This is a genomic window from Mycobacterium sp. IDUB_36, from assembly GCF_055419225.1.
This window is the reverse complement of the sequence record NZ_JBVAXH010000002.1, coordinates 91,115-103,786: the sequence shown is the minus strand read 5'-3', so window position 1 is coordinate 103,786 and position 12,672 is coordinate 91,115. Positions and strand designations below refer to the sequence as shown.

At 65.7% G+C, this 12,672-nt stretch carries 10 protein-coding genes; 2 read left to right on the top strand and 8 right to left on the bottom strand.

What is annotated here, in order from left to right; genetic code table 11:
- Positions 1–63: 63 nt before the first annotated feature.
- Entirely contained in the window at positions 64–1,716 is a 1,653-nt protein-coding gene (locus ACZYW1_RS18815; RefSeq protein WP_463787980.1) for an acetolactate synthase, read from the bottom strand.
- Between the two features lie 36 nt (positions 1,717–1,752).
- On the opposite strand from ACZYW1_RS18815, the gene ACZYW1_RS18810 reads away from it, so the two are divergent.
- Complete coding sequence (locus ACZYW1_RS18810) at positions 1,753–3,681, top strand: ABC transporter ATP-binding protein/permease (protein WP_463787979.1); 1,929 nt, start codon at positions 1,753–1,755, stop codon at positions 3,679–3,681.
- 170 nt (positions 3,682–3,851) lie between these two features.
- Complete coding sequence (locus ACZYW1_RS18805) at positions 3,852–5,765, top strand: ABC transporter ATP-binding protein/permease (protein ID WP_463787978.1); 1,914 nt, start codon at positions 3,852–3,854, stop codon at positions 5,763–5,765.
- On the opposite strand, the gene ACZYW1_RS18800 is transcribed toward ACZYW1_RS18805, so the two are convergent.
- The 7 genes from ACZYW1_RS18800 to ACZYW1_RS18770 form a co-directional block, all read right to left on the bottom strand.
- A complete protein-coding gene (locus tag ACZYW1_RS18800) occupies positions 5,762–7,264 on the bottom strand; it encodes an FAD-binding protein (RefSeq protein WP_463787977.1) in 1,503 nt (500 codons plus the stop codon). The two genes, ACZYW1_RS18805 and ACZYW1_RS18800, sit on opposite strands and share 4 nt — an antisense overlap.
- Before the next feature lie 48 nt (positions 7,265–7,312).
- Positions 7,313–7,816 (bottom strand): VOC family protein, encoded by a 504-nt coding sequence (locus ACZYW1_RS18795; protein ID WP_463787976.1) that lies wholly within the window; start codon positions 7,814–7,816, stop codon positions 7,313–7,315.
- Between the two features lie 128 nt (positions 7,817–7,944).
- Positions 7,945–8,616, bottom strand: coding sequence for an Rv1815 family serine proteinase (locus tag ACZYW1_RS18790; RefSeq protein ID WP_463787974.1), 672 nt, complete (start codon positions 8,614–8,616; stop codon positions 7,945–7,947).
- A 143-nt stretch (positions 8,617–8,759) separates the two neighbouring features.
- The gene (locus tag ACZYW1_RS18785; protein ID WP_463787973.1) at positions 8,760–9,353 is read right to left on the bottom strand and encodes a LysM peptidoglycan-binding domain-containing protein; all 594 of its coding nucleotides are present in this window, start codon (positions 9,351–9,353) and stop codon (positions 8,760–8,762) included.
- Positions 9,354–9,492: 139 nt separating this feature from the next.
- The gene (locus ACZYW1_RS18780) at positions 9,493–10,443 is read right to left on the bottom strand and encodes a sterol desaturase family protein (RefSeq protein ID WP_463787972.1); all 951 of its coding nucleotides are present in this window, start codon (positions 10,441–10,443) and stop codon (positions 9,493–9,495) included.
- 23 nt (positions 10,444–10,466) lie between these two features.
- Positions 10,467–11,192 (bottom strand): MgtC/SapB family protein, encoded by a 726-nt coding sequence (locus tag ACZYW1_RS18775; protein ID WP_463787971.1) that lies wholly within the window; start codon positions 11,190–11,192, stop codon positions 10,467–10,469.
- A gap of 90 nt (positions 11,193–11,282) precedes the next feature.
- Positions 11,283–12,542, bottom strand: coding sequence for a PPE family protein (locus ACZYW1_RS18770; protein WP_463787970.1), 1,260 nt, complete (start codon positions 12,540–12,542; stop codon positions 11,283–11,285).
- Positions 12,543–12,672 lie beyond the last annotated feature (130 nt).

Sequence of the window (12,672 nt, the reverse complement as noted above, 5' to 3'; positions counted from 1 at the left end):
TGGCCGCGACGACCCGGAGCGGGACACCTGGCGAAGGAGTTGGGCGCGGAGCCAGAACCGGCGTCAGGCCAGATTCGACCGGCGCGGATAGGCGACGTCGGGATCGGTCAGCACGTTGACGACGGCGGGTAGGCCACTGTCGAAGGCGCGCGTCAACGCCGGGCGGAGTTCGGCCGGTGTCGAGACCAGCTCGCCGTGTCCGCCGAGGGCACGCACCACCTCGTCGTAGCGGGTCTCCGGCCGCAGTTCGGCCACCACCGAATAGCCGTACAGCGCTTTCATCGGGTGATGCTCCAGACCCCAGATTCCGTTGTTGCCGATCACCGACACGACCGGAATGTTGTGCCGTACCAGCGTGTCCCATTCCATCCCGCTGAAACCGAAGGCTCCGTCGCCCTGCAGTAGGACCACCTGACGCTGTGGGCGGGCGAGCTTCGCGGCCAGTGCATACCCCGGTCCCGATCCGAGGCAGCCGAACGGCCCGCTGTCCAGCCAGGCACCCGGGACGTAGCTGTCGATCACCCGGCCCGCGTAGGACCCGAAGTCACCGGCGTCGACGACCACGATCGCGTCGCGGTCCAGCATCGGCGCGAGTTCGGCGTAGACCCGCATCGGGTGCAGCGGGCTGCGATCGTCGGCCAACTCCTCCTGCTCGCGTTCTCGAGCAGCGGACTCGGTGGCCCGCAAGGCGGCAACCCACTCCTCGTGACCTGTTTTCTCGGCGCGCGGTGTTTCGCTCAGGACTGTCAGCGTCGCCGACAGGTCGCCGTACAGCCCGGCCGCAATCGGCCGTGGATGGTTGCGTTCGGGCTGCACGCGATCGGCGACGATGAGCGCGGTGTCTTCGCCGAACACGCCGCCGAATCCCAGCCGGAAATCCATCGGCACGCCGACGACGATCGCGACATCGGCCTCCCCCAGAGCTTTCGAGCGGGCCCGCGAGAACGCCAGCGGGTGGTCGGCGGGCACGGTGCCGCGGGCCATCCCGTTCATCAGAACCGGGATCCGGCGCTGTTCGGCAAGCCGTAGCAGCGCTTGTTCGGCGTGCCCCCACCACACATTGGTGCCCGCCATGATCACCGGCCGCTGCGCCTCGGCGAGCAGGCTGACGGCGCGGTCCAAGGCATCGCCGTCGGGCAGGGCTGGGGCGGGTGAGGTGGTCAGCGCCCCGGGCCCGCCGGTGTCGGCAGCAACGGAAAACGCGTGGTCCATCGGGATATCGAGGAACGCCACTCCCGACGGCGCGTCCACCGTGGCCCGCAGCGCTTCGTCGACCAGCCCGCTGACAGCGTCGGCCGACGGCGCCGTGGCGGCGAAGCGGGTCAGCGGTGCCACGAACGGGACGTGGTCGATCTCCTGCAGCGAGCCCATCCCCCACCGCCCAGCGGGTGCCCTACCGCCGAGAATCAGCAGCGGCGACGAATTCTGTTGCGCGGCCGCCATGGGACTCATCCCGTTCGTCACGCCCGGCCCCGCAGTCAGCGCCGCGACCCCCGGCTGCCGCGTCACCTTGGACCAGCCTTCGGCGGCGAACGCGGCAGTCTGCTCGTGGCGGGTGTCGATCAGCCGGATGCCCTCGCTGCGGCAACCGTCGTAGAGCGAGAACAGGTGGCCGCCCGACAGCGTGAAGATGGTGTCGATTCCGCTGGCTCTCAACCGCCGGGCGATCAGTCGTCCGGCGTGAAAGGCTTCGTTAGCTGCGTCGTCGGAGCTCATCCCGGCAGCTTATCCATCACCCCGTGAGGAGACGCCGTGCCTGTTCTACAGCCGTTCACCCCCTCGATCGACTGGGGCCGCGCGGCGCCGGAGTCGCTGGAGTGGATCGCCGGGGCCTGGCTGATCAGCGCCGTGTCCGTGCTCGTCGTGTGCGTAGTCCTCTGGCTCAGCATGGAGTGGGCACGCCAGTATTGGCGGATCACCGGTGACTATTTCTCCGGTCCGGGATCGGCCAGAGTGTGGCTGACGCTCGGCGTCCTGCTGCTGTTGGTGGTGACCACCGTCCGGGTCAACGTGTTGTTCAGCTTCTTCAGCAAAGACCTGTACAACGCGCTGGAGACAGCCTTCACCGGCTCAGGGGCGCAGAACAACATGGTCAAACAGTCTGGGATACACGGTTTTTGGATGGCACTGACAGTGTTCTGCATCCTCGCCGCGATATTCATTGCCCTGGCGATGGTCGACCTCTACCTGATGCAGCGCTTCATCATCGGCTGGCGGGTCTGGCTGACCGAGCACCTCACTTCCGACTGGCTGACCGGACACGCTTACTACCGGTCCAGATTCATCGACGAGACGATCGACAACCCCGACCAGCGGATCCAGCAGGACGTCGACGTCTTCACCGCCGGAGCCGGCGCGACTGCCAATGTCCCGACGATCGGCACCAATCAAACCCTGGTGTTCGGCGCCGTGCATGCGGTGGTGTCGGTGGTTTCTTTCGCTGCGATCTTGTGGAACCTCTCGGGCCCGCTGACGGTTCCTCTTGTCCACGTTGACATTCCGCGCGCGATGTTCTGGAGCGTCTTCGTCTTCGTCCTGACAGCGAGCAGTATCACGTTCTGGATCGGTCATCCTCTGATCGCGCTGAGTTTCGCCAACGAAAGGCTCAACGCCGCGTTCCGCTATGCCTTGGTACGCCTGCGCGATGCCGCCGAAGCCGTCGGCTTCTATCACGGTGAAGAGGCCGAACGCTTCCGACTGGGCCGGCGCTTCACGCCGATCATCACCAATTACCGTCGCTACGTCAGCCGCACCATCGGGTACTTCGGGTGGAATGTGTCGGTCACGCAGACGATGGTGCCGCTGCCGTGGCTCATCCAGGCGCCACGGTTGTTCGACGGGAAAATCGGTCTGGGCGGCGTCGCACAGACCGCGGCCGCGTTCGGCACGATCCAGGATTCGCTGTCGTTCTTCCGCAACCGCTACAACGAATTTGCGGCGTTCCGCGCCTCGATTCTCCGGTTGTACGGCTTGATCGACGCGAACGCACGGGGCCGGGAACTGCCCGAAGTGTCTGTGGTGCCGAGCGAGAACGGGTCTGTCGACATCGCCGCCGTCGAGGTGCGCGCGCCCGGTGGCGAGCAGTTGATCGACCCCCTCGACGTCCGCCTCCGCAGCGGTGACGCACTCGTGGTCACCGGGCGTTCGGGGGCCGGCAAGACCACCCTGTTGCGCAGCCTGGCGCAGTTGTGGCCCTACGCTTCCGGCACCTTGAGCCGGCCCGCGGGCGACCACGAGACCATGTTCTTGTCGCAGCTGCCCTACGTCCCGCTGGGCGACCTTCGCGGCGTGGTCTGCTACCCGAATGCCGCGGCGGACATCTCCGACGCCGCGGTGCGGGAGGCGCTGGCCAAAGTTGCGCTCGCCCCGCTGGCCGCCCGGCTCGACGAAGAGCGGGACTGGGCCAAAGTGCTGTCTCCCGGCGAGCAGCAGCGCGTTGCCTTCGCCCGGGTCCTGCTTGCCCGCCCCCAGGCGGTGTTCCTGGACGAGGCGACATCCGCGCTCGACGAGGGTCTGGAATTCGCGCTGTACCAGCTGTTGCGAAGCGATTTGCCGAACTGTGTCGTCGTCAGCGTCAGTCATCGCCCGACGGTGGAACAGCACCACGATCAGGTGCTCGAGCTGCTCGGTGGCGGCAAGTGGGAACTGCGCCCGATCGAACGGCAGCCGGCCAACGTGTGAGCGGCCATCGAGCTTCTGCGCGTCGGCACCGGTTTCGATGGCAAGATCAGGCCCAACAGCCCAGACATCTTGCTGCCGCGGTGTCCGGGTAGCTTCGCGGGAGGGTCTGTCGGGCCGGGCGCTCGCTCAAGCCAGGCCGAGCAGGTTGCAATCTAAGGAGTAGGCGCACGGTGGAACTGTTCAAGCCGTCTATCGAGTGGGGCCACGCGCTGGCCGAATCGGTGTCCTGGATCGCCACGGCCTGGCTGATCAGCGCGGTGTGCTTGCTCGTCGTCCTGGTGACGCTTCGTCTGGTCACCACCTGGGGGCGCCAGTTCTGGCGGATCACCGACGGCTATTTCACCGGTCGGCACAGCGCGCGGGTGTGGCTGATGCTCGGAGTGCTGCTGTTGTCGGTCGTCATCGGGGTGCGGCTGTCGGTACTGCTCAGCTATCAGGCCAACGATTTGAACTCGTCCATCCAGACCGCTGTTCAGGGCCTGGCGACCCGTGACGACGTCGTCAAAGCGTCTGGCGTGCACGGATTTTGGATGTCGATCTTTCACTTCTCGATCATGGCGGCGATATTCATCGCGCGCATCGTGCTCGATGTCTATCTGACGCAACGGTTTATCGTCGCCTGGCGCATCTGGCTCACCGACCGATTCACCGGCGACTGGCTGGAGGGGCGCGCCTACTACCGCGCCCGATTCATCGACGGCACCATCGACAACCCCGACCAGCGTATTCAACAAGACATCGACCTGTTGACCGCCGGAGTGGGCGGCACCCCCAACGTGCCCTCGAACGGCACCGGCAATGTGCTGGTGTTCGGCGCGGTGCAGTCGGTGTTGTCGGTGGTCTCGTTCACCGCCATCCTGTGGAACCTGTCCGGCACCCTGACGCTGTTCGGCGTCAGCATTCCCCGGGCGATGTTCTGGATCCTGATCGTCTACGTGCTGGTGGCCACCATCGGTGGGTTCTGGATCGGGCGCCCGCTGATCGGGCTGAGCTTCCGCAATGAGCTCACGAACGCCGCCTTCCGATACGCGCTGGTCCGGGTGCGCGACGCCGCCGAGGCGGTCGGCTTCTATCGCGGCGAGAGTGCCGAACGTGTGCAGCTGACCAGACGCTTCCGGCTGATCATCGACAATTATCTGCATTACGTGAACCGCACCATCGGCTGGTTCGGATTCAACATCTCGATGAGCCAGTTGATCGTCCCGCTGCCCTGGGTCCTGCAGGCGCCGAGGTTGTTCGCCGGGCAGATCAAGTTCGGCAGCGTCACGCAGACCGCTGCGGCGTTCAACGAGATCTCCGACGGACTGTCCTTCTTCCGCAATGTCTACGACCAGTTCGCGAGCTACCGCGCCGCGATCATCCGATTGCACGGCCTGGTGGTGGCCGACGAGAAGGCTCGTGAGCTGCCCGAGTTGCTGGTCAGGCCGAGCGTCGACGGCGCCGTCGATATCGAGGGTGTGGAAGTGCGCACGCCCGACGGTGACCAGTTGATCGACTCGCTCGATCTGCACCTGTCCGAGGGCGAGGCGTTGGTGATCACCGGCCCGTCCGGCAGCGGCAAGACGACGCTGCTGCGAAGCCTCGCCCAGTTGTGGCCATACGGGTCAGGCACTCTGCGATGCCCGGAGGGGCCGAACCAGACGATGTTTCTGTCGCAGTTGCCCTACATTCCGCTGGGCGATCTGCGGGCGGTTGTGTCGTATCCGGCGGCATCGGGTGACATCTCCGACGATGACCTCGGCGAGGTACTGACGAAGGTGATGCTGCCGCATCTCCACGACCTGCTCGACGAGGAAAAGGACTGGGTCAAGGTGTTGTCACCCGGTGAGCAGCAGCGTGTCGCGTTCGCCCGCGTGCTGCTCACCAAACCGAAGGCGGTGTTCGTCGACGAGGCCACCTCGGCGATGGACGAGGGCCTGGAGTTGACGATGTATCGACTACTACGGGCCGAGTTGCCCAGTACCGTCCTGGTCAGCGTCAGTCACCGCAGCACCGTCGAGTCGCATCACCAGCAGCGACTTCAACTACTCGGCGAGGGCCGGTGGCAGCTGGGGCCGGTGGGCCAGGAGCCGGCCGAGGTCTAAAGCGCTTGCGCGCCTACGGCTTTGGCGGCGGCGTGCGTTCCGGCGCGACGCCCGAAGAAGGACCCCTCGCCGAGCTGTGTGCCGCTGGCATAGCCCTTACCGTCCTGGGCGATGTTGGACGCGCACGCGCCCACCGCGTACAGGCCGGCAACCACGCTGCCGTCGTCGCGCTTGACCTCACCGTCGACAGTGACCGCCAGACCACCCATGGTGAACCCGGAGTACATCGCCCGCCCGAGTGACAGGTCGAAAACCGCCCACGGCCCATTGTCCTGCGGCGCAACGTAATCCGACTGCTTGTGAAAGTCCGGATCTTCACCTTTGGCGGCGTACTCGTTGTAGCGGTCCAGCGTCGCGGCGACGTTGCCGGACGGGATGCCCAGCGCCTCCTCGAGTTCGGCGATCGTATCGTAGCCGTCGAGGAACATGATCAACGGCATGGCCGGCATCTCGGTGTGTGCTTCGTCGACGATCAGGTACGCGGTCTGCTCCGGCTGCTCGAGTACGAATGCCGATGTGCGCGAATGGTAGGAGTCCTCGGCGACGAATCGCTTGCCTTCCTTGTTGACGATCACGCCCGTCAGCAGGACCTCGGGCGGGTACGCCGCCGCGGTGATGAATTTCTCGTCCATGTTCTCGGCAACCCCGCCGGCCGATACACCCATGCGAAGGCCAAGGCCGTCGTCGTTGGGGTTGCCCAAGATGTAGGGCGCCACCAGCCCGTGGTGTTTGGTGCGTCGCGGCTGGCCCAGCTCGGGCGTGTATTCGGCAACCATCTCCGGGTTCATCGCGAAACCACCGGCAGCGATGACGATCGATTTGGCTTGTACCGCACCGGTTTCGGTGAAGTGCTTCCACGCGACGCCGACGACGGCGTTATCGGCGTCCAGAATCAGGTTCGTGGCACCGGTTTCGTAGCGGAATTGCACACCCAACTCGTCGGCGCGTTTGACCAGCAGATCGATCACCATGGCTGCGCCGCCGAGCTCACCCGGCACCGGGACCGAGTGCCCGCGCGGTGACGGGACGGCTTGGTCGCAGAAGGGCCACACCTTCTCGTTGCCGGTGTAGCTCAAGCCTTCAGTACCCGGCGGAACGACCACCTTGCCCGGGTAGAAGCTGCGCTCGAACTCAAAACCCAAGTCTTCCAGCCAGTTGAAGTGCTCGACGCTGCCGTCGCTGTAGGCGCGGATCTTTTCGTGATCGGGGTCCCGTGACACCGCCACCAGGTACTTGTACATTTCTTCGGCTGAGTCGGGATGCCCGGTCGCTTCCTGGACCGCGGTACCGCCGCCGAGATAGAAGTGCCCTCCGGCCATTGAGGTGGTGCCGCCGGCGGCGGCGGCACGTTCGAGCACGAGCACCCGCGCGCCTGCGGCGGCCGCGCTGACGGCCGCGCATCCGCCCCCGATGCCGAAGCCGAGCACGACGACGTCCACTTCGTCGGACCACTCCGTCACGTCGCCGACACTCAAAGTTGTTGGGATGTCAGTTTTCACGGTCGCCACTCCTCCTCATCGCTTCGCTCTGCATCGTCGTCGGCGGGTTCACAGTCGCTGCTCCTGCTTGATGTAGTCGAAGAACTGACGCATCTCGGCCGAGAAGTGCGCGATCTCCAGATAGGGAACCCCGTACTGCGGTGCGGACACATAGGCGAATCGCAGCCCGCCGGGCATGGTGCCCCGCTGCGGCACCGAGGCCCCCTGCGCGGCCGCTGCAGCCAGCGCGGCGTCGAAGTCCTCGGGGGTTTCGGTCTCGACGCAGATGTGGTGCAGACCCGGGCCGCTGCCCTGCAGAAAGTCACTATAGATATTAGGCCCGCGGACCGGCTGGATCAGTTCGAGCTGCATGTCGCCGAGATAGCTCAACGAGATGTCGGCGACGAAGTCCGCGGGGGCGTCGCGGTAGCTGCAGGCGTCCGGCGCGAAGTGCACATCTGGCAGGCGTACCCACTTCTTCACGCCTAACAAGCCGGTGAGAGCCTTTTCCGTGCCGTCCAGGTCGTTGGTCACCCAGGCGGTTTGGACCGGCGATCCAAAAGAGAGGCTCATCGCTTCGCAGAATAACCCAGTGCCGGCCACGCCAGAAACTGCCGGATCGATGTTGCCGTCATCCGGCACAAACCGCGTCGCAACGTACAGGTGAACACGTTCTAATTCTTGCCGCCCGGGGCCGTCCCTTAGATCGCTGGACCGCCGACGCCGACGTCCTGGCGGATCTGCTGGGAGGTCGACTGCCACGACACCGCCGCCGGGAAATTGCCCCACACGCTGTTGAAGATACCGACGATTCGAGCCGGCCCGGGGCCGTTGGTGAGGTACACCGGCCCGCCGGAATCGCCCTGCTGGCTGACAGCGCCGTGGCTCATCGTGAACCAGCCGTTGTTGACGGCCTCGACCGTTCCGCAGCTTTCACCGCTGACCACCCCGAAGTGGCAGATCGGTTCGCCGGGAGTGACCACCAAACCCGGGTCGGACTGCAGGACGCGACCGACCGGCAACACGTCGTTCACCGTGACGTCGGGAGCCAGCACGATCGACTCGTAGTCGGCGATCTGCTGGTCGGTGTTGACGAATGCGCCGTTCGGCGTGTTGTCGCGGAACGTGGCCACTGTGCCGATGACCTTGTTGTCCTTGTCGAGCACCGGGCCGTCGCTGTGACAGTGGCCGGCGCTGAACGCCACCCGCAACGCGGGGTCGACGTAGCCCAATGTGCACAGATGGGGTCCCTGATGGATCTCCATCCCCGGGAAGACCGCAACCGGGTCCGCCCGTGCGCCGACAGGGTTGCACACCGCGGCAACGACAGCGGTGACTACCGCGCCTATGGCGCGAATTGTCGGACCCCCCACCGGTCGACTCCGATCCATCGAGACCGACGCCCCACCGGCCGGCCTTTAGGTTACCTAGCCAATGCTAAGCGAAATAGCGCGAGAAGCGGTTCGAAAGAGAAACGCGCCGACCGTATTCCCGGCCGGCGCGTTTCCCTGTGCGATCAAGGAATGGTCAGGACCTGACCCGGCTGAATTAGATCCGGGTTGGGAATGCCACTGGCGTCGGCGATGATCTGATACTTGTTTCCGTCGCCGTAGAACTGCTCGGCGATCGCCCACAGCGTGTCGCCGGATTCGACGGTGTAGGTCCGGGCGGCCGGCTCGGGCTCGGGCGCCGGAGTCGGGTCCTGCTCGGCGGCGTTCTCCGCGTGCGCCTCCCCTGCCGGTGCGGCTTCGGCTTCGGGTTCGGCCGGTGGCGGCGCGTCGGTCTCGGTTTTGGTCGACCATGCGGCGCCGTCGGCCGCGTACAGCACCAGGTTGCGGTCGTCCTGCAGAACGAGACGAACGTTCTTCTTGCCCTTGGTTTCGGTGTGCCACACCGGCTTGTCGCCGGTGTAAAGGACGAAGTTGCCATCGGTCTGGACCTCAGCGCGCACAATGTCTTCGCCGTTGGTGCCCGACGACCAGATTGCATGACCGCGTGATGCCAGGACCAGGTTCCCGTCGTCCTGCAGCGTCAGGGTGTAGGCCCCATTGCTCGACGTCAGCGATTCACCTTTGACGAGCTTTTGCCCCTCGGTGAGAGTGTCTCCCACAGCAATTCCCTTCTCGTGGTGACGGCAGGCGGATACCGGCCTCGTCATCGAACTTACTGATCGTGGCTCAGCAGTGGGGGCTTTCGGCTCGCCGCAATAAAAACGGCGGGTGAATACCGGCGGATCGCTGCGCCGGCGACTAGCGCGACGACGGCGTCAGCGGAGTCGACACGTCACCGCGCACGGCCGACGTGGGTTGCCATCCTGGCGGGCCGAAGACGTAGCCGAGCCGGTCGCGCAGGCGCGTTGCAGAGCGGAAATCTCTGGCGATAGCCAGATATTCGTGAGTCTGCAGTTTCCAGACATTGAAGGTGTTCACTTGTTTGGTGAGTCCGTAGTGCGGGCGAAACGTTTCTTTGCGGAAGGTGCCGAAGAGCCGATCCCAGACAATGAAGATTCCGCCGTAGTTCTTGTCCAGATAGTCGGCGTCCATCCCGTGGTGCACACGATGATGCGAAGGCGTGTTCAAGATGAATTCGACAGGCGCCCACATCCTGCCGATTCGCTCGGTGTGCACCCAGAATTGGTAGATCAAATTGACCGAGAAACTGCAGAAAACCACCCACGGTGGAATCCCCAAGAGCGGCAACGGAATCCACATCAGGATCTCTCCGCTGTTGTTCCACTTCTGACGCAGCGCGGTGGCGAAGTTGAAATACTGGCTCGAGTGGTGCGCCTGGTGGGTGGCCCACATCAGCCGAATACGGTGTGCGCTGCGGTGATAGAAGTAGTACAGCAGGTCGACGCCGAGGATCGCGATCACCCAGGTGTACCAACGCGTCGCCGCCAGGTGCCAGGGTGCCACGTATGCATAGATCGCGGCGTAGCCGAGCAGTGCGATGAATTTCCAGCCCGCTGTGGTGGCCACCGAAATGAGACCCATCCTGATGCTGGCCCAGGAATCGGCTGCGAGATAGGCGCCGGAGTCCGGACGGTCGGCGTGCACACCGACTTCGCGCTCGAGGGATTCGAGCTTGCGGGCCGCGGTCCACTCCACGATCAACAGCAAGAGAAAGAACGGAACAGCGAACAATACCGGGTCCCGCATCTGCTCAGGCAGAACAGAGAGGAAACCGGCGATCGCGTTCACATCCCACACCCTACGACGACGGATTAATGTGCCGGCGGCATCCGGTCATCTTGATCGCCGGCATACCAATGCACCGCCTGGACGCCTTCCTGCAGGGACAATTCCGCGACCAGCTGCTCCAGCCGCGACGGCGCGTGGCCGTCGCTCAGCAGATAGGCGGTCAACGTGACGCTGTCGTCGGCGTTGCGGCCGGTGTGAATCCCGCGCAACAGCAGCCGGTCTCCGCCGAACCCGGTGCGCTGCACGATCTGAGCGCGGGCGTACTTCTCCGACTTGGGCCGACAGATCAACTGCAGTTGATACGGCTGGTCGTCCTCGTCCTCCTCGACCACATTGTCGCGGTCGATCAAGTGACCAACCGGGCGTCCCAGCAGGTGAATCATCACGATGGTCCCAGTGGCGATCAACGCGAACACCTGATGTCCACCGGCGGCGAGGACGCCGACCGCCGCCGAGCACCACAAGGTCGCCGCGGTGTTGAGCCCACGGACATTGAATCCTTCGCGCAGGATCACTCCACCGCCGAGGAAACCGACCCCGGAGACCACGTAGGACGCCACCCGGGTCGGGCTGCTGTCGTTGGTGGCCACCGAGTACAGCACGAACAGCGTTGCGCCGGTGGCGACCAGCGCGTTGGTGCGCAGCCCGGCTCGTCGGGCCTGCCACTGCCGTTCGATTCCGATCAGGGCACCGCAGCCGACGCCCACGCCGAGCCGCAGCGTGAATTCCGCGATCGTCAGCGTCTGCATGAGCGGGTCTCCTTTCCCCTGGCCGAGATGCCACCAGTGTGGACGATGCGCCCGCCGGTCGACGGGCACATCTCGAAATGGTTGTGCTGCTTACCCGACCGCGGCCCACGACGGGACCATCGGGGGCCGGGTCAAGAATCGGTTGTCCATGATGCCGCCGGTCGCGCCCGCCCGGGCGCCGATGCCGGCACCGGCCGGGGCGACGCCGGGAACGCCGGCCGCAACCTCCGGCGGCGCGGCCAGCGGTGTACTGCCCAGCGCCGAGCCGGCCGGCGCCGTCGCGGTGGGAGCCGCAGAGGTCCAGCCGGGTGGCACGGACAACGGTCCGATGGATGCCGCCTGACCGACGCCGGCCGACATCGAGGAGCCGGTTGCGCCCAGTCCGGCGACGCCCGACATTCCCGGCGTCCCCGAGCCCAGGCCGGCGGCCACGCCGAGCGGCGAAAGTCCGCCCAGGCCCTCGCCACCCGTCGCCGCGCCGGCGGCGCTGGGACCCAGGAAGCTGGCGCTGGTGACGATCTGCGCCGCCTGCAGCGGGTTGATGGCCCCGGTCGAGGTCACCGTGTTCCAGAAGTTGGCGTTGGGTCCCCACGTGCTCCAAAAGCTGTCGAGCTGGGAATTGCCGGACGACCCGCCGCTCAGCAGGCCCTCGAGTTCGGACAGCATCGACGTCGACGTCGTGGAACTCGCGGCCGGCGACGCCATCCCCTGCAGCGTGTTGGGGACCGCGGATGTCAACTGCGACAAGGCCGCCTGCGTGCTGGTGCCGGTGGCCTGACCCGTGGCGGCGGCCTGCCCGGCGAGCGCATCGGGAGCCGTGGTCTGGGGGGCCGTGGTGAACGACGGCACCTTGGATGCCGCCGATGCCTGGGCCGCATAGCCGTACATCGCCGCGGCGTCTTGCGCCCACATCTGGCCGTAGTGAGCTTCGGTGGCCGCGATCGCCGGACCGTTCTGCCCCAGCAGATTCGTCGCGACCAACGCCGCCAACTGGGTCCGGTTGGCCGCGATCACCGGTGGCGGCACGGTCATCGCGTATGCCGCCTCGTAGGCAGCTGCGGCGGCCGTGGCCTGTCCGGCCGTCTGCTCGGCCTGCGCGGCGGTGGTGTTCATCCAGGCGGTGTACGGCGCGGCGGCGGCCGCCATCGCCGTCGAAGCCCGGCCCTGCCAGCCGTCGGAGGTCAAGTTCGTGACGATGGAACCGTAATTTGCCGCCTGCGAACGCAATTCGGCTGCCAGGCCGTTCCAGGCCGAGGCCGCAGACATCATCGACGCCGATCCTGGACCGGCGTACATCTTGGCGGAGTTGAGCTCTGGTGGGAAAGCACCGAAGTCGAATGCTGCAGTCATGGTGGCACTCCGTTCAGATTGCTGAGCTTGCGTTTGCGGCCTCGGTGGCCTGGTAGGAGTCGGCCAGCAGGCCGGTGGCCGCGGCGATCAGGTCGGGCTGTGTGGTCACAAAAGTCATCGGTTGCTCCTT